This window comes from Francisella sp. Scap27 (genome assembly GCF_013394105.1).
In the GTDB taxonomy this organism is placed as follows: domain Bacteria; phylum Pseudomonadota; class Gammaproteobacteria; order Francisellales; family Francisellaceae; genus Francisella; species Francisella adeliensis.
This window is the reverse complement of the sequence record NZ_CP041326.1, coordinates 1,051,859-1,069,782: the sequence shown is the minus strand read 5'-3', so window position 1 is coordinate 1,069,782 and position 17,924 is coordinate 1,051,859. Positions and strand designations below refer to the sequence as shown.

Here is a 17,924-nt window from a genome sequence, read left to right as displayed (position 1 = left end):
TTTTATATGGCTATATTACTTTGTAAAAGCGAAATATAAAAGTAAGTATTCTCGAGTATTGGGTTAAATATGTCCCTGGTTTTTAAGTCATACTGATTTTAATAATACTTTATTCTTGGTTTTATGGTATTAATCCTACACAATTATTTAAAACAAAAGTGATAAGAGAGTTGTCAGATTAGTGAGGAATGAACTTTTAAGCCATGAATTTTTTATGAAAAAGGCATATAACCAAGCTTTGTTAGCTTATGAGATAGGAGAAGTTCCTGTTGGAGCTGTATTAGTTGATGGTGATAACAATATAATCGCAGAAGGTTTTAATCAGACTATAACCTTAAAAGATCCAACAGCTCATGCTGAAACATTAGTTTTAAGAGATGCAGCAAAAAGGTTAGATAATTATCGTTTACTAAATACAAAATTGTATGTCACATTGGAGCCATGTATAATGTGTATAGGTGCTCTAATTCAGGCTAGAGTTGGTAATCTTTTTTTTGGCTGTAATGATTCTCGAGTTGGGATTTTATCAAAAGAGAAGCTTCACAAGAATAAAGATATTAACCATAATCTTAATGTTGTAGGTGGTATAATGTCACAACAGTGTGGTGAACTTTTAAAAAACTTTTTTAGGGAACGAAGAAAGTAAATTATGGCAAAAGAAAAAATAGTGGTTTTATATGGTGGAGATTCGCCAGAAAGAGAAGTTTCACTGAAGTCAGGTGAAGCTGTTTTAAAGTCCTTACAAAAACAAGGATATGACTGTGTCGGGTTAGACGCTAGCCATAAACATTTGGTAGAAAGGCTTTTAGAAATTCAGCCGGATAAATGTTTCATAGCTCTTCATGGAGAAGATGGTGAAAATGGAAGGGTTGCGGCTCTTCTAGAAATGCTTAATATTCCTCACACGACTTGTAGCATGAAAGCAGGTGTTGTGACAATGGATAAAATGATTTCAAAAGAAATTTTAATTCATAATAGAATGCCAACACCATTCGCTAAAATTTTAACAAAAAATCTCGTTGGTGAAGATGAGATAAGTTTTCCTGTCGCAGTAAAACCTGCTAATGGAGGCTCAAGCATAGCTACATTTAAAGTCAAAAAAATAGCTGATTTGAAAGCAGCTTATAATGAGGCTTCAAAGTATGGTAAAGTCATGGTTGAGCAGTGGATCACAGGTAAAGAGATAACGGTGACAGTTATAAATAATGAAGTCTATTCCTCTGTATGGATAGAGCCCTTGAATGAATTTTATGATTATGAATCAAAATACAGTGGTAAGTCGATTTATCATAGTCCAAGTGGGCTTGGTAAGGAAAAAGAGTTGGAAGTTCGAAGGCTTGCAAAAAAAGCATATGATATTTTAGGTTGTAGCGGCCATGCTAGAGTTGACTTTATATATAGCAATGGCTTGTTCTATATCATGGAAGTTAATTCATCTCCAGGAATGACAGAAAATAGTTTATCCCCAAAATCAGCAGCAGCTGAAGGGGTAACTTTCGATGAGCTAGTTAGAACAATTATAGAACAAGCAAAATGATTAAAATAGTTAGAAAGCTTTTAATATTAATTGTAATATTAGCTACAATATTAGTAGCTACTTTATATGTGGTTGGCAAGACAGATAAAACTATTTCTAGAGTTGATATTGTTTCTAATGATGGTTTGTCCTATATATCTAAGCAATCATTAATTGATAACCTTACTAAAGACGGTAGTAAAGAGTGGTTTGATGTAAATGTAAATGAAATTGAACGCTCACTTTATAACATTAAAGGTGTTGATTATGCTCTGGTTAAAAAAATATGGCCATCTACAATAGTTATATATCTCTTTGATCATAAACCTGTAGCTTATTGGAATAATAGTGAAATATTGTTAGATAACATGGAACTAATTAAACCAGAAGTATTTAGTTATAATGGAGATTTACCCCATATTCAAAGTGATAATCCAGAGAGTAGAGACTATATTTTTGACACCTACCAAAACCTTGAAAAAATAGCCGCCAGTAAGGACGAATCAATATTAGAGATTATCTATAAAGGTAACCAGTTCCAGCTTGTACTTTCAGGTGGTATGAATGTTATGCTTGGGTCGAATAAACTTAGTACGAAATTGAAAGAATTTTTTGCTAATTTTAAGAAAGTTAGAAATTATGAATCAGTTAAATATTTCGACATGAGATATACAGATGGGTTTACTGTTAAATACAATTAATTTTTTATGATAGAAGGGTTATACCATTAATGAGTAATATAAAATACCGCAAAGATATAGATGGCTTAAGAGCCTTTGCTGTTATTTCTGTGATTCTATTTCATTTAGATCTTAGTTGGGTTAAGTCTGGTTTTCTTGGTGTTGATATATTCTTTGTAATATCAGGTTACTTAATAACTACAATTATTCTTAGAGATTTAGAACAAGGAATATTTTCAATAAAAAATTTCTATCTACGAAGAATAAGGAGAATACTTCCTGCCCTAATTATAGTATCAATATTTTCAACTATTTTTGCATGGTTAATTCTTACTCCAGGCGACTTAATTAGTTATTCAAAATCTTTGTTAAGTGCCTTAGGCTCTTTTTCAAACCTATTTTTCTTTAAAACTCTTAATTTTGGATATTTTAGTACTGACTCAAGCATAATTCCTTTATTGCATACATGGTCTTTAGGTATTGAAGAGCAATTTTATATAGTTTGGCCAATTATATTGATATTACTTTTTAAACTAAAACTATCTTCAAAGAAAAGTCTTGTCATTATAACTGTTATCCTAACAATAGCTTCTATATCATTTTTCTTTTGGAAGCATTTTCCTAAGTTTTACTATATCCCTATGGCTAGAGGGTTTGAGTTATTATTTGGATGTGTTCTCGCTATATTACTTAATAATAGGAAAGCTATACTTCATAATAAGTTTGTTCTAAATACCTTATCTCTGATTTCATTTTTTATGATGGCAATCCCATGCTATTTTGTAGTAGTGCCTTATCCAAGTGTGTGGACTCTTGTAGCGTGTTTAGGTGCAACTATATTTATCTTTAGTGGTAGCCAAGGTACTATACCAGTTTTCAATAAGGTTCTTTCTTTTAAACCCATTGTTGCTATTGGAGTTATATCTTATTCTTTATATCTTTGGCACTGGCCTATAATTGCTTATATTAACTATTTGAGTTTAAATAAAACACCTGTAGTTTGCTTAATTATATTTACTGCAAGTGCTATATTAGCAACTCTATCGTATTTCTTTGTTGAGAAACCATTTAGACACAAAATCAAATTCAATTTAACAAAAAGTGTTATATATCTATGGATAATTCCAATTATAATCGCTTGCCTATTTGCTTGGTGTACAAGACATATCGCTGAATTTGGATTTAATAGGATAAGTAAAGAAACACAAGATAAGACATCTTTTTATGGAATTTTGAAGAAAGATTCATTGTGCTACAACGAACAAGGGAAGAATCCTAATTTTCTAAAAGATTCAGCTATACTTCCAGAGTTTAAAAAATGTGAAATAGGTGAAAATAAGAATAGTTTATCTCCGGATGTACTAGTAGTAGGCGACTCTCATGCATTTTCAGATACTGGAATGTTAAATATGATGCTTAAAAATGCAAAATTATCAGGGTATGTTGCAACACAAAGTAGCACACCATTCTTGTTAAGAAATGCTAATGAGTATGAAGATGGATCTAGTGTCAAAAATCGAGATACAGCGGTCACTGAAATGTTGAAAAAATATAAGTTTAAATATGTAGTCATCGCAGGCAACTGGGTTAACCATAAGCCTATGAAGATTTTAAAGCGATGGCTTTTAAATGATATTGACTTTATAGAGTCTCGAGGTGCTACACCTGTTTTAATGGTTGATTCACCATCTAGTACTATTCAGCCAACATGTGGACTAACACGACTTGGTAATATTCTGGGTTCAAGATGCTTTTTTGCAAAAGAAAATCCTAAGTTTGATGATGAAGAAGTAAATCAGTTAATATATGAAATTCAAGCAAATAATAAGAATGTGGTAATTATAGATCCAACAAAAATTATTTGTGACCATGAAAAGTGCTATACATCTATAGATGAAACTCCTCTATATTTTAATCAATCGACGGATTATAATAGCCACCTAAGTTTTGCGGGTTCGAGTTTAGTTGGGGAGCTTTATACAAAGAAATACGGTAATCCATTTCTTGATTCAGCTACTTCGTCTGTAGAAACTAAAACTTGACCTAAAGAGTTTACAAATATACTATTTGCTAAAATATTTAAACTATTTATGCTTGAGATTGAAAGATATAACTTATTCTGAAATTTTTTATTCCCCTCAAGGTGAAGGCCATTATACTGGTGTAGCTAGTGCTTGGATTAGATTTTTTTCTTGTAACTTGCAGTGTGATGGTTTTGGTCAAAAAGATCCAACAAATCCAAACACCTATGATTTACCATATAAAACTTGTGATGCCTCTGATATTAAGAGAATGAAAGATTTGCCTGTTTTTGAAACTGGCTGTGATAGCAGTTACTCATGGTCGAAGAAATTTAAACATTTAGCTAAAACACAAAGCGTAATAGAAGCAGTAAATGAGTTGGAAAATATACTTCCAACGAAAAAGTTTTTACATAAGAATTCAAAGCAAGAAGCTCATTTATGTATTACGGGAGGAGAACCGTTAATCAACCAAGATCAAATAGTAGGGTTATTACAGGAATTTGAAAGAAGAGGTAATTTGCCGAAGTTTGTTACTATTGAAACCAATGGTACTCAGAGATTAAATGATTGTTTTAAAAGGTTCATTGAAAAATATATCTCTGAAGGAAATGAACTATTCTTATCTGTTTCTCCAAAACTTTTTAGTATAACAGGAGAAAAAAGAGAAAAAGCTTTTAAGCCTGAAATTATTAAAGAATACTATGATCTGTCGTTTAAAGGACAGTTGAAATTTGTTATTGATAATAACTTAACATCTCAAAATGAAATGGAAGAATTAATTAGTATTCTTAGAGAGTATGAAGTCTACTATAATATCTGGTGTATGCCATTAGGAGCTTTAAAAGAGCAACAGTATAAGATAGCTCGAGAAGTAGCAGAATATGCAAGCTCTAAGGGTTATTATACTTGTGCTAGAGTACATACATATTTATTCGGTAATGAAATAGGGACATAAAATAATGTGGCAAATTAGTAAATCATTTGATTTTTGTTATGGACATAGAGTTTGGGCTCAGGAGCTAAACCCTGAATTTAGTAACAATAAAAAATGCTCGTGCAGACACCTTCATGGACATAATGGTACGGTGACAATCAATTTAGAGGCAACTAAGCTAGATAATCAAGGAATGGTTACAGACTTTGGGAACTTAAGTTGGTTTAAAACATGGTTAAAAAACTATGTTGATCATAAGTTTATTTTGGATATTAATGATCCTTTATTTGAAAGTATGACTCATTCAAAAAAACTCGAAGAATTAAAGTTTGAAGATATGCAAGTCGCTAAGATTGTGAAAGCTGATGAAAATATAGATAAGCATTTACAAGAGTATTTTAGTAGTTTTGTGATTGTTGATTTTATACCTACATCAGAAAATCTAGCAAAATGGCTTTGTGAAATTATATCGCATAAAATGAAACAGATCGGCATAAGAGTACCGAGTATTGAGCTTTATGAAACACCTAAATCAAAGAGTATATATTTAAATAACTCTTAAAATTAATCCTTATTTATAGCTAATTATTCTAAAAAAATCATATCATTTATCAAATTAACTAAACTATGCTTTATAATAAAGCAAAATAGTTAACACCTTATTGTAAATAAAATGGATACAGATAAAAAGCTAGGGCTGGAAGTAAGAGATGTTCTAGTCAGTAAGAAATTAGAGACTCCTATGAAAGCTAATTTTGAGTTAAAAGAAACAAATAGATCAGAAATTAAAAAAAGTTTTGAAAATATACTTCTAAACCTTGGTCTTGATTTAGAAAATGATTCATTAAAAGAGTCTCCATCAAGAGTAGCTAATATGTATGTGGATGAGTTGTTTTGTGGTCTTGATTATAGTAATTTTCCAAAATGTACTACTATTGAAAATGATGCGATGTATCATGATATTGTAATTGAAAAAGATATTACAACATCATCTACTTGCGAGCACCACTTTGTGATGATTGATGGTTTTACTCATATAGGTTATATTCCAAATAAGAAGATTATTGGTTTATCAAAATTAAATAGGATTACATCTTTTTTTGCTAATAGACCACAAGTACAAGAGCGACTTACAAGGCAAGTTTTTGAGTCTTTGAAGTATATTTTAGATACAGAGGATGTTGCTGTTGTAATGGAAGCAAAGCACTATTGTGTCAAGATAAGAGGGATTAGAGACTATAACTCAAGCACAATAACATCTGCTATGGGTGGAGCTTTTATGGAAGATAGTGCTTGTCGTAAAGAATTTATGGATTTAGTAAGGAAGTAGGTATGAATGCAGTATTATCATTGTCAGGAGGTTTAGATTCATCGACAGTATTACTTGATCTTATAGATAAAGGTTACAATATAACTTGCTTTACATTCAACTATGGTCAGAAACATTATCAGGAGATTCAAAAAGCCTGTGATTTAGTTGAGTTTTTAAATTTAAAAGGATATAAAGTTTCTCACAAGATTTTAGATATGTCTTTTATGCAAGATATTTTGTATTCTTCGCTTATAACAGGTAATTCAGAAGTACCTGAAGGACGTTATGATGAAGCTAATATGCGTGATACAGTAGTGCCTAATCGTAACAAAGTCTTTGCCTCAATAGTTCAAGCCGCTGCATTGTCAATTTATGAAAAGACTAAAGTTAAAACAGTTATTGCTTTAGGAATTCACGCTGGAGATCATGCTGTTTATAGAGACTGTACGCCAGAATTTAGACAAAAAGATTATGATGCCTTTATTGAAGGCAATTATGATGCTGAAAATGTGACCTACTATACTCCATTTATAAATACTCCTAAAGACAAGCTGCTAGCTAGAGGTCTTGAGATTTTAAATAATATAGAAATTGATTATCAGGACTATTATTGTCATACGCTTACATCATACAAGCCAATGGAAATAAATGGTATAGTTTATAGCGATTATAAATCAGCATCTTCTATAGAAAGAATAGAGTCTTTTGTCAAAAATAATGCTATTGACCCTATTAAATATACCGATGGTCAAAAAGAAGTAAGCTGGGGTTTTGTAAAAGAAGAAGTTTGTAAATAAAAGAGTCAAACATTTCTATTTGCTTAACTCTTGGTCGATATACTTATCATTTTTAAGCCATAAACTATTTAACCAGTTTTGGAATGCTTTTTTATCATTAGCATTATTGAAATAGTCACCTAGAGGGACATCAGCAATAGGGATGAAATCAACTTTAACTTTAATCTTTTTTGTTTTTCTAATCATAAAGTTCCAAAGAGTCTGGTTAGGATTATCATAGACAATAGTTGTGTTTAGGATACCAGTCATTTTCCCTGATAGACTTTTGAGTATTACAGCTATCCCACCAGCCTTAGGTTTAAGTAGGTGAGAGTAATTGCTCTTTTTAGCTTTTTGGTCCGTATATCGTGTGCCTTCAACGAAGTTTACAATAGTTGTGGGTCTATCAGATAGGCTTTGACAATACTCTTTTGTCATCTCAATATCTTTACCCTCTTTATCTGGATGTTTGGCAATATATTCCTTAGAGTATCTTTTCATTGCAGGAAATTCTAATGCCCAACATACAATGCCTATTAGTGGTACAAAAAACATTTGAAATTTCATGAAGAATTTTGGAAAAGCGATTTTTTTGTGAAAAGCTAACATTAATATAAGAGTATCTAGCCAACTCTTATGATTACTAATAATTAAATATGAGTTTTTTCTTCTTAGTTCAGCATTTTGCTCAAACTCGATTTCAGTAGGTGAAAATAACTCTGTAACAAGTATTGCGAAGCTTACCCAAAAACTTGCTAATGCTTGTACAGCTGTTGTACAGTGGTACTTTACGCTCTTTATTGGAATGATGAGTTTTAAGACAGAAAAAAATATGACTGGTAGAAATACTATTGCTGAGTTAATCAGCAAACATATAATTGAAAATAACCCATAATATGCGTATTTTAGAGCTTTTAGCATCTTTGTATAAGAAGTTTAATAAGATTCTACTACTATCTTAGCATATTGATAAGAGCACTAACAACACCATTAGTCCATCCAAAGCCATCTTGGACAATATATTCGCCTCCAGAAGCTTTAACTTCTAAATTGCAAACATCATATTTTTCGCGAATTTTACCTGTTTCACAATATTTTTTATTGACAGTTTCTACAAAGTAAGAGGCAATTTTTTTAGCTAATTCATTGTAGCCATAATTTTGAAGACCGATGATTGTTTGCCATTGTAGCGGAGCCCAACCATTTGGAGAGTCCCATTGCTGAGATGTTTTGTTAAGAGTAGTTATTAAACCGTGTTCAGTTAAAAAATCTCTTTCTATTATTTGAGCCACACCTTTAGCTTGCTCAGCTGTTGCAATGTTTAGAAATAATGGTGTCACACCAGCTAAACTGATAATATTTGTTTGAGCACTAGTTTTTTTATTTACATCATAAAAGAAGTTTTTTTCTTGATTCCAAAATTTTGTTTGAATTATTTCTTTACGCAATAGGGCTAATTTGGAATATTTATCAGCTTTTGAGTTATTAGATATTTCTTTAAACCAAGTGCTAAGAGAGTTTTCTAAGCCATATAAGTAACAGTTTAAATCAATTGGCAGTATATCGGTTGTTTGAATCGTATTAAAATTGTCAGTATCAGTAAACCATCTGCTACTAAAATCCCAACCTGATTCACAAGCTGCTCGAATGTTTCGGTAAAAGTCTTGCTTGTTAGCAATAGTTTGAGCATGTTCAATATCTTCTCGAAAAGATTCTGGCCTAGGAGTATCAAGTTCATCCCAGTACCTATTTAGTCCATCAATATTTCTTTTTGTATTCATCCAGAAATTATACTCTTTTTCTAATGGCTCTAAGTACTTTGAGATTGCTAATATTCCTAGCTCTTTATAGAGTATTTCGACTATTAGATAGAAAAGAGGAGGCTGTGAGCGAGTTAGATAATACTTTCTATTAGCATTTGGAATAAAACCAATTTTATTTATTAAAAATGCAAAGTTATCAGCAATATTTTCAATAAGTTTTATTTGCCCATCGACCCTTAAACCTTCACATGTAAAGTAGCAATCCCAATAATAAACCTCTCTAAACCTACCCCCGGGTATTATATACGGTTTTGGCAATGGAATAAGAGAGCTAAGCTCATCATCTTTGTCAGAAGACAGAGATAAAAAGCTCCACATCTGTTTTATATAGTCTTCTAAAGACAGTTTTTCATTTTGGTTAAATGTTTTTTCTGCTACAGGAGGATAGAAGTTTTCTTCGATGAAGGCTTTTAAATTGAAATTATTATTTCCCTTTAGCTTTTCATAGTTCTCTAAAATTTCTTGAGGATTTTTTTTTGGTGTCATATCCACAAAATATTTTGAGTCATTAAAACAAGGTTCAAGTTGAACAGCTTCAAATAACTCACCAGATAGTTGAATTAGATTATTTTTAATTTTCATATATTAGTCTTTTCCTCGTAATTTAGCATAAGGTGGTATTAATAATACCAGTAAAGCAATCGGTATTAAGATACAGTAAAAAGCAGTTATCCCACCAAAATGAGCAAATATTTGACTAACGATTCTTGAGCCAATTGTTCCGCCTAGTGCTGAAGAAATTATAATTAATCCAGCCATAGCACTTTGCATATTTGTAGGTTGGCTACTTAAGATGCTTGAGCATAGCGTTGGATATATTGGGCCCATAAAAAAACCAACAAGAGGAAATAGTAAGGCGATAAATATCCCTATTGATGAATCTTGAGTATTTGTTGGTACAAGTTTAGAAAGTTCAAGTGAGCAAACTATCAGGGTAGCACAGCTAACAAGTCCTATAAGCAAAACTTTTTTCCAGCTTGTTTTTTTCATTTGAATACCAAAAAACATTCTTCCAGCAGCAATACTTAATGCAAATAAGCTCGCCATCATCACACTAGTTGTTTCTGAAAGATGTAAAATATAGTTATTAAAGGTTGGTAGCCATGATTGTACGCCTTGTTCTATAAAAACATAGAAAAAAGCACTAACTATAAACAATAATACCACTGGAAGTCTAATAAGCTTTAGCATCGTAATTGTGTCTGATATTGCACTTTGAGTTTTATCTTTTTTTACAGAGGATTCATCAAGTTTGGTAAAAAGTAATAGTAAAAAAGCAATGCTAGCTAAGGTTGCTATTATCCAGTAAGTATTTAGCCAGTTACCTAGATATATAAAGGCACTAAAAAACAAAAAGCTAAGCACAACACCCATCTGAAAGCTACCCTCTAAAAAACTGACTAGACTAGCATGTTCTTGGGAGTTATTTGTAATGATACCAACAGTTGAATATACAGAGACTTTTATAAGAGCAAATGCAACCCCAATCATTACAAACAATAGTTTAGCAGCAATGAAAGTATTGAGTATAGGCATTAAAATACAGCCAAGTATTATAATAGCTAATCCAATAAGCATAGCTTTTTTATAACCAATTCTAGGAATAAATGAACATATTGCAAATGAGGTTGCTGCAATAGTAAGGTCTTTACAAGCTTCTAAAATACTAGCGTCAACCTCAGTTACACCATAGTGTTTCACTGATTGAAATATCACAATCCCAACACTATTTAATAAAATAGCACAGACAAAAAAATTTAAAAAAAGAGATAGTTTTAATTGAAAAAATTTCATAAAGAAGAAGGAAAAACATCGTATAGTTAGTTTAGGCTAACATAAAATCTTTGTCAAACTGGATGAATGTAAAACAGTTTTAACTTAGATTGAGTAAATTAGATAGTCTTTTGTTTTGTAAGATTTTATATGAGAAAACGATAGAAATTAAAGAAAGTACTTTTTGAATCCTTTGAGATGCTTTTTAGCAAGGCTCACCATTAAATACTTTTGAAATCATACCAGCAAATTCATAGTTATTGCTAGCATCATTTGTAATATCCCAAGTCATTGCACCGCCGTATTGAGCTTGACCATCTAGTGTTTTATAACTTTCACACATTGCTTTGTATGGTTGTGCCTCATCAGCTCCATGGAATATTGTTGCTGCACCAGCAGCTGCTGCTGTAGCTGGTTGACCTGCTACAATCATAGTATTTGCTGGAGTTATCTTCTTCAAAGAGTAGAAGCTGTTTTCTATAAAACCAGCGCCAGTTTCATCATAACAGCCTTCTGAACCTGCTGCACACATATTTCCTTCTTTGTCTACGAAGTTACCGCCTGTGTTGTATTCTTGGACAAACATGTAGTCAAACATACCAGCAGCTAAAGCTTTGTTATAAACTTGTTGTGTGCCTGTATTTACATATTCAAGATTACCGTTTACATTGTTGACTTGAGGTGCCGCTGTAATTATGATATTCGGCATTCTATCTCTAAGTTTTTCTATAAATGTAGCTATTGAGTCTTCGTTAACACCTTGAGGAACTTGCTCTAAATCGAAGTCAATACCATCAAAACCATAAGTTTTTAGAAATTCTATAGTTTTATCAGCAAGAGCATCATAGTCTGCATTAGTACCTGGGTTAAATGTATTGTTTTCACCACCTACAGAAGCTATAGCATATTTTAAGTTGTTTTTAGCTTTAGCAACAGCAACATCACTTTTGATATCTTCAATAATGCTTGGGTCACTAGCAGGAGTGTTCCAACCACCGTAAGCTAAGAAATGATCGTCTGTAAATTGAACTGGTCCGCTATCTATCTTAATAAATGCAGCTATTGCAACATTATAGCCTTGATCTGCTACTTGAGATATAGTTGGGTTTACTGAACCCCAGCTTACAGGCATATATCCAGCAAAAACTAAGTCATTTTGTTTATATGTCATAGTAGATGTGCTAGCTTTACCATCTTTGACAGTAATAGGGTTTGCAGAATATTTTATATTATTAACTTCATACCCGTCAGCTAGTAAGGTATATTCTCCAACAGAAGGGACAGTAATAGCATTAGATCCTTCCTTAACGGCTTGAGTATCTTCAAAGCCGTTATCGTTTCTAATAGTTATATAAAGTTGAGTTCTAGGCTTTGCATCTGCAGGGACTTTCAAATCAAGATTTATAGTTGTAGCAGGAATTTCTTCTTTAGTGAAAGAAATATTTAGCTGAACATCTTTAGTTTCCTCAGTAACTTCAATAGGGTTTGGAGTTATCTTACTAGCGATATATTGGCTTTGACCATCTTTACTAGCAATACTTGCGACTTTAACTTCATGAGAACCCACTGAAAGAGGAATAGCTTCTGGTGAATTTGGGTTAACAGAGTATTCTTTACCATCTATAGTGATTGGGAATGAGTCAACATCAGTTGGTAAGCCAGATACTGTAACATTTGCACTAGCAGTACTTTGTTCACCACATAAAGTCCAGAAATCACTTGTGCCAGGGGTGTCAGAAGTCCACCACTTTTGGTTTTCCCAGATTTGATCATTGTATTTTACAAAATCACCATTAACATACCCAGAAGACTTATCTGCTGTCCACTCAGAAACATTGTCAGGAATAGCATCACACTTCCCTGGTTCAGGAGTAGGCCCAGGTTTTGCTCCTTGAGAGTATTCTAAAGAGATATTTGAGCTGTTTTCATCAATAGTAACAGTATTTGGAGATACACTTCCTTCAGCGCCGTTTACTTTAATTGAGTAAGTCGTACCGCCATCAGCATACTCTAAATTTACTTTACCATTTACTATTTTATGTGCGTTACCGCTAGGATCTACAAGCTCTATAGTAGCACCTGTAGGCAAGTCATCACCAGTTATAGATACTGAAGAGGTGATTTTGTGATCAGTTGGAGTAGGTGTAGGACCATCACCAACTTTTTCCCACGCAGTAGTCCAAGCCCATTCATTTGCAGCTACACCTGGCTCATAAGCAGTATTGCCACCAGAGCACCATCCAGCAACAAGACATTTAAATTTATCACCATGATTAGTTACGACATCACCTTGGCTATATGAGCCATCTACTTTCCATTGACCTTTATCGGCACTAATACCCATACTAATACTAGTAAGCATAATTCCAGTAATTAAAGTTTTTTTGTAGTTCATGATTAGATCCTTTTTCAGATTATTTGTTTCTTGTTTTTTTAACAGGGCTAAGATTAACACCATATATAAAAATCTAAAATATCGAAAAATTGACAAGTCTATGCAAATTTTAACAAGGGGGTTATGTTAAAAAAATAAATATCTAATAATGCTAGACTGAGTCCTTGTTGGTAATCTATGTATCTATAGCTATAATGCTAGATAGATAAAGGTTTTTTAGGAGATTTTACTTATGTCTAAACTTATAGAAGCATTTAAGAGTGTTGAAAAAGAATTCTCAAGTCATAAATTAAAACCAGAAATATCAAATTTGCCAAAGTGGTTTAATTCACAAGTTGTTAGAGTAGGTCCTGCTAAATTTGAATATGGTAATATAAATCTTAATCACTGGTTTGATGGTTTAGCTATGCTGTATGGCTTTGATAAAATTGGCTCAGACATTTATTTTACTAATAAATTTTTAAGATCAGAGCAATATAAATCATCATTACGAGGCAAAATGTCTCATGATGAATTTGGTACAAGAGTATCGTCAAAACTAAGTAGATTATCTTCTATGATTAAATCAATAATTGGGGTAAAAGTTGAGAAGCCTAGTTGTAATGTTAATATTTTATCTATAAAGAATAAACTTTTGGCAACAACTGAAGTAACTAGTATGATTGAGTTTGATCGCACTAGTTTAGATACTGTGGGTGAATTTGTTTTTAATGACGATTTGAAAGGACAGTTTTCTTGTGCTCACCCACAAGTTGATCCAAAGACCGGAGAGCAGTTTAATTTTGTAGTAAATATTTCAAAAGAGTGTAAATATACTATTTATAAAACTTCTGAAGGAAGTGATAGAAGGGAGGAGCTATATTCATTCTCTAACGCTGAGTTTATATATAACCATAGTTTATTTTTAACAACTAACTATCTAATTATCCCTTTTGGTCCGTTAAGAGCTAAGCCGATGGATTTTTTAACAAAACCTATTTCAGAAGTAATAAAATTAGATAAGGAAGCAGACTGTGAAATCTTAGTTCTTAATAGAAATACTTTAAAAGTAAATATCATTGAGTCACCAAGTTTTTTATATTTACATAGTATCAATGCTTTTGAAAAGAATAATAAAATACATCTTGATTTTGTTGAGTATACTAATTGTGATGTTGCACCTTATCAAAAGCTTTATTTTGACAATATTAGAAATGAAGATTGTTTGTTATCAACACAAATCTCAAGAATTACTATAGATCTTGAGGGGTATACACTAACTAGAGATGTTTTAATTAACAAAAATGTAGAATTTCCTAGAATAAATGAAAGCTTTAGTGGTAAAGAGTACCGGTATGTTTACCTTTCTAATAAAAATGATTCCATGCTTTACAATAGCATTATTAAAGTTGATGTTGAATCTAAAAAAGTTATTGAGCAAAAGTTTGGAGAGAATTTTGTTTCTGAACCTATTTTTATTGCTAATCCAACTGCCACTACTGAAGATGATGGTTTAGTTTTTGTGAATATTATAGATATTGATAAAAAGTTGAGTTTTATTGTTTACTTAGATGCTAAGAGTCTAGAAATAGCTTATAAAGCATATTTGCCAATACAGATGCCATTAGCATTGCATGGAGTGGGTTTTCAAAAATAATTAAATATAAACAGATAAATCTAGAGTTAAGGTATTCATATGCTCGTCATTGTAGAGTCTTTGGTATGAGTATTCCGGACCAAATAAAACATTATCATCAAAATAAGCTCTTTGAGCTGAAGCAATAAATTGTTTTTTAATCCCTGAAATTGTTTGTCCAAATGTAGGAGAAGCATTAGATAGTGGCATAGGAACCTGGGCTGCATTATATGACTCACCATAAGTGATATTAAAGTTTGTGTTTCTACCGCCAAGGTTTAGAGCATAGGCAATACCTGTATACCAAGCTCCGGTGTTTACATTATTACCATCACCATTAAAATCTTCTTTATGAGTTGTTGCTGACCAACCTCCTTGAAGCTGCCATATTCCTCCTAACATGGCATAAGATATGTTTCCATCGAAGTTTAAAACACCTACATTATCGTTTTCACGATCAATATTCTGTAAGAAGTTTTGGATTCCGCCATTGCCAGCTCCTGCAATATTATAAACATAGCCTATATTAAAACCTCCTGATAAGTTTTCTGAGAAAGTATCTGCGTAAAAAAGAGCAGTCGAGAAATTTGCTCGCTTATCATCTGACCCAAATACTGCAATATTTGCGTTAAATGTTTCATCTTTATAATTTAAAGAAATATTTGAGACTTTATCTGGAGATAAAAACTCATCAATAATACCACTAGTCCATGGACCACCACCACCATAAACACCTACGGAAAGCTTACTACGACCAGCAGTCACAAAAAATGGAGAGGTATCAAGGTTACCAAACATTACAAAAGCATTACCTAGCCCAAATGATCCAGTTTCGTCAGTATCAAAGTCAAATTGAGCAGTTACATAGTGCCCTAGGTTTGACAGAAAATATAACTTTGAATTTGTTAGATAAATATTTTGTCCATTCGATGGAAAATTAGACATACCATTAGCTCGGCTTATTTCTGATCCAAACCAAGTTTGAGCATCAGCTTCTATATAACCACCAAAGAAGATAGTGTAATCATCAAATCTTTCACGTTGTCCAAGTAGAGTAGATGCAAATAAGTTACTTGAGATCATTCCTATTGGAATTGTATTATTACCTGAATAAGAACCCAAATATGTAACTTCACCTTTGGTTGTAATTGCTGCAGTACCATTAACATCAATACCTGGACCACCATTTGCACTTAGAGCATTCTTATTGTTATTAATACTACCTTCAATACCGCTATTTTCTGTTATGTTTGAGGCAATATCTTGATAAGTGGCACTACGAATTTGATTAGTTTCTAAGTCAAGATAGTTTTTGTCGGTAGGGATAAGATTGCCTACTTGACTGCTATAGGTCGCAAATTGCTGATTATTTTTTGACTTATTTTTGGTGTTGGTCTCTTTATTTACTTCTTCTTTTAGTTCATTTACTTGTTTTAATAAATCTCTAATTTTTTGAGTGTCAGCAGCTGTGAGTTGTGAGTTTGACGCATCAGTTTTATCATTTGTTCCTTTGGTATCAGCAATAGATATTTCCGTAATCAATAAAATAAATATCAGAGAAAATACTTTTACCAATCTCATTTTTTAGAACCAAACCCTATAAATATAAACTTTAACTAATTGATTTAATGCATTATACACACAAGCTGCGAGTAGAAAATAACTTGCTAATACTAGCATAAGCGAGTCTATTATTACAATATCAAAAAAATGATAAGGATTGTTAAAATTAGATAGTTGTTCGCTTAGTTAGTTTTATCTACATTTTGCTAATGTATTCGGCAGCATTATCGTCTAAGGATATCATGCCCGTGTTTGCATCAAAATAGATGAGCTCAGCATATCTTGCCCAATCAACAAAAGTATCAAATATTCTTTCTGCCTCATCGGATGAAAAATAATCATCCAACTCCGCTAAGAATCTTGCTTTTGGAGCTTCATGAGATGCTCTTTCATTAAGTACTTTAACAACATGACTTGCTAGAGGAATGTATTTTAAAAATAGTCTACCAAAAATAAATTTTCGATCATCAATATTCGAATCAATAAACTTACGACCCATAGCAGTCATTTTGATGTCACCATCAGAAACATCAGCAAAACGAAGGACAGATAGTATCTCAATGATTGGGAATAAATGGTCAATATTTAGATGTAGTTCATCAGCAAGTTGAGGCAAGTCAATAGCATCAACATCTTTGATGTCAGACATCTCATCTAGTAGACCATTCATTTCAGAAATATCAACATCTGGAAGACGGTAGCCAATTGTCATTGCTGATTTTTTATTCATTCTTTCTGTGAGCTCTTTTGTTTGAGCTGTTGTCATCATACGATAAACTTCATCAACTAAATCAGCAACTATAGGGTCCTGAGATGTTCTGGGATGAGGAATGTCTATTTTTAGCTCGCCACGAATAAATCCAGGATTGCTTCCAAAAATGATAATTCTATCAGCGGTTAAAACAGCTTCTTCAATGCTGTGAGTTACATAAAGTATGCCTTTCATTGCATCGTTATTTTCCCAAAGCTCAAGTAAGTCTTCGCGTAAGTTTTCAGCAGTTAGAATATCTAGGGCTGAAAATGGCTCATCCATTAATAGAACATCTGGCTCTAAAACTAAAGCTCTAGCAAAACCAACTCTTTGTTTCATGCCACCAGAAAGTTCTTTAGGATAAGCATTTTCAAAACCATCAAGACCAACCATATCAATTGCTTTTAATGCTCGTTCACGGCGCTCTGTTACATTTATATTTCTTGCTTCAAGCCCTAATTCAACATTTTGCATAACAGTTAGCCATGGCATTAATGCAAAACTTTGAAAGACCATTGAGATATCAGGAACTGGTGCTGATACCTTTTTACCTCGATATAGTACTTCACCTGTTGTAGGGTTCATAAGGCCTGCAATTATTCGTAACAGTGTTGATTTTCCTGATCCTGATTTGCCAAGTAGTGCAACAATTTCACCCTCATGAAGAGTAAAGTCAATATTGTCTAAAACTTTTAATGGTTGATCACCCTTTATTGAAAAACTTTTGCTAACTTTTTCTACAGTAAATATTTTATTGTCCAT

At 32.4% G+C, this 17,924-nt stretch carries 15 protein-coding genes; 9 read left to right on the top strand and 6 right to left on the bottom strand.

The annotated features are described in order from the left end of the window. The first annotated feature begins 181 nt into the window (after positions 1-181). The 8 genes from tadA to FLM55_RS05145 all read left to right on the top strand — a co-directional run bounded on the left by tadA (position 182) and on the right by FLM55_RS05145 (position 7,263). Positions 182-646 carry a tRNA adenosine(34) deaminase TadA gene (gene tadA / locus FLM55_RS05180; RefSeq protein ID WP_256868845.1) on the top strand — a complete coding sequence of 155 codons (465 nt, stop codon included), beginning with the start codon at positions 182-184 and terminating at the stop codon, positions 644-646. Positions 647-649: 3 nt separating this feature from the next. Then, on the top strand, positions 650-1,537 hold the full coding sequence (locus tag FLM55_RS05175) for a D-alanine--D-alanine ligase (protein WP_178948345.1): 888 nt from the start codon (positions 650-652) through the stop codon (positions 1,535-1,537). Then, positions 1,534-2,217, top strand: a complete 684-nt coding sequence (locus FLM55_RS05170; protein WP_178948344.1) for a cell division protein FtsQ/DivIB — start codon at positions 1,534-1,536, stop codon at positions 2,215-2,217. Before FLM55_RS05175 ends, FLM55_RS05170 begins: the two co-directional genes overlap by 4 nt. Before the next feature lie 29 nt (positions 2,218-2,246). Beyond that, the gene (locus tag FLM55_RS05165) at positions 2,247-4,238 is read left to right on the top strand and encodes an acyltransferase family protein (RefSeq protein ID WP_178948343.1); all 1,992 of its coding nucleotides are present in this window, start codon (positions 2,247-2,249) and stop codon (positions 4,236-4,238) included. Between the two features lie 58 nt (positions 4,239-4,296). Then, entirely contained in the window at positions 4,297-5,175 is an 879-nt protein-coding gene (locus FLM55_RS05160) for a 7-carboxy-7-deazaguanine synthase QueE (protein WP_178948342.1), read from the top strand. Between the two features lie 4 nt (positions 5,176-5,179). After that, entirely contained in the window at positions 5,180-5,716 is a 537-nt protein-coding gene (locus FLM55_RS05155) for a 6-carboxytetrahydropterin synthase (protein WP_218644475.1), read from the top strand. A 111-nt stretch (positions 5,717-5,827) separates the two neighbouring features. Then, positions 5,828-6,484 (top strand): GTP cyclohydrolase I FolE, encoded by a 657-nt coding sequence (gene folE / locus FLM55_RS05150; RefSeq protein ID WP_178948341.1) that lies wholly within the window; start codon positions 5,828-5,830, stop codon positions 6,482-6,484. Between the two features lie 2 nt (positions 6,485-6,486). Next, positions 6,487-7,263: a 7-cyano-7-deazaguanine synthase gene (locus tag FLM55_RS05145; RefSeq protein ID WP_178948340.1), complete on the top strand. Its 777-nt coding sequence runs from the start codon at positions 6,487-6,489 to the stop codon at positions 7,261-7,263. A gap of 15 nt (positions 7,264-7,278) precedes the next feature. Here FLM55_RS05145 and FLM55_RS05140 read toward each other — a convergent pair whose 3' ends face one another. From FLM55_RS05140 to FLM55_RS05125, 4 genes are all read right to left on the bottom strand, one after another. Next, on the bottom strand, positions 7,279-8,163 hold the full coding sequence (locus tag FLM55_RS05140; protein WP_178948339.1) for an acetyltransferase: 885 nt from the start codon (positions 8,161-8,163) through the stop codon (positions 7,279-7,281). Positions 8,164-8,195: 32 nt separating this feature from the next. After that, a complete protein-coding gene (locus tag FLM55_RS05135) occupies positions 8,196-9,647 on the bottom strand; it encodes a trehalase family glycosidase (RefSeq protein WP_178948338.1) in 1,452 nt (483 codons plus the stop codon). 3 nt (positions 9,648-9,650) lie between these two features. Next, positions 9,651-10,859, bottom strand: a complete 1,209-nt coding sequence (locus FLM55_RS05130; protein ID WP_178948337.1) for a sugar MFS transporter — start codon at positions 10,857-10,859, stop codon at positions 9,651-9,653. Between the two features lie 184 nt (positions 10,860-11,043). Next, positions 11,044-13,233: a glycosyl hydrolase family 18 protein gene (locus FLM55_RS05125; protein ID WP_178948336.1), complete on the bottom strand. Its 2,190-nt coding sequence runs from the start codon at positions 13,231-13,233 to the stop codon at positions 11,044-11,046. 232 nt (positions 13,234-13,465) lie between these two features. On the opposite strand from FLM55_RS05125, the gene FLM55_RS05120 reads away from it, so the two are divergent. Beyond that, positions 13,466-14,869, top strand: a complete 1,404-nt coding sequence (locus FLM55_RS05120) for a carotenoid oxygenase family protein (RefSeq protein WP_178948335.1) — start codon at positions 13,466-13,468, stop codon at positions 14,867-14,869. On the opposite strand, the gene FLM55_RS05115 is transcribed toward FLM55_RS05120, so the two are convergent. Next, on the bottom strand, positions 14,870-16,429 hold the full coding sequence (locus FLM55_RS05115; protein ID WP_178948334.1) for a DUF3573 domain-containing protein: 1,560 nt from the start codon (positions 16,427-16,429) through the stop codon (positions 14,870-14,872). A 178-nt stretch (positions 16,430-16,607) separates the two neighbouring features. Further along, positions 16,608-17,924, bottom strand: a complete 1,317-nt coding sequence (locus FLM55_RS05110; RefSeq protein ID WP_178948333.1) for a nitrate/sulfonate/bicarbonate ABC transporter ATP-binding protein — start codon at positions 17,922-17,924, stop codon at positions 16,608-16,610.

What these genes read in the sequence shown, in the direction of transcription:
- FLM55_RS05175 (WP_178948345.1), top strand. Translation starts at nt 650, where the DNA reads ATGGCAAAAGAAAAAATAGTGGTTTTATATGGTGGAGATTCGCCAGAA.
- FLM55_RS05170 (WP_178948344.1), top strand. Translation starts at nt 1,534, where the DNA reads ATGATTAAAATAGTTAGAAAGCTTTTAATATTAATTGTAATATTAGCT.
- FLM55_RS05165 (WP_178948343.1), top strand. Translation starts at nt 2,247, where the DNA reads ATGAGTAATATAAAATACCGCAAAGATATAGATGGCTTAAGAGCCTTT.
- FLM55_RS05155 (WP_218644475.1), top strand. Translation starts at nt 5,180, where the DNA reads ATGTGGCAAATTAGTAAATCATTTGATTTTTGTTATGGACATAGAGTT.
- folE (WP_178948341.1), top strand. Translation starts at nt 5,828, where the DNA reads ATGGATACAGATAAAAAGCTAGGGCTGGAAGTAAGAGATGTTCTAGTC.
- FLM55_RS05145 (WP_178948340.1), top strand. Translation starts at nt 6,487, where the DNA reads ATGAATGCAGTATTATCATTGTCAGGAGGTTTAGATTCATCGACAGTA.
- FLM55_RS05140 (WP_178948339.1), bottom strand. Translation starts at nt 8,163, where the DNA reads ATGCTAAAAGCTCTAAAATACGCATATTATGGGTTATTTTCAATTATA.
- FLM55_RS05135 (WP_178948338.1), bottom strand. Translation starts at nt 9,647, where the DNA reads ATGAAAATTAAAAATAATCTAATTCAACTATCTGGTGAGTTATTTGAA.
- FLM55_RS05130 (WP_178948337.1), bottom strand. Translation starts at nt 10,859, where the DNA reads ATGAAATTTTTTCAATTAAAACTATCTCTTTTTTTAAATTTTTTTGTC.
- FLM55_RS05125 (WP_178948336.1), bottom strand. Translation starts at nt 13,233, where the DNA reads ATGAACTACAAAAAAACTTTAATTACTGGAATTATGCTTACTAGTATT.
- FLM55_RS05120 (WP_178948335.1), top strand. Translation starts at nt 13,466, where the DNA reads ATGTCTAAACTTATAGAAGCATTTAAGAGTGTTGAAAAAGAATTCTCA.
- FLM55_RS05115 (WP_178948334.1), bottom strand. Translation starts at nt 16,429, where the DNA reads ATGAGATTGGTAAAAGTATTTTCTCTGATATTTATTTTATTGATTACG.
- FLM55_RS05110 (WP_178948333.1), bottom strand. Translation starts at nt 17,924, where the DNA reads ATGGACAATAAAATATTTACTGTAGAAAAAGTTAGCAAAAGTTTTTCA.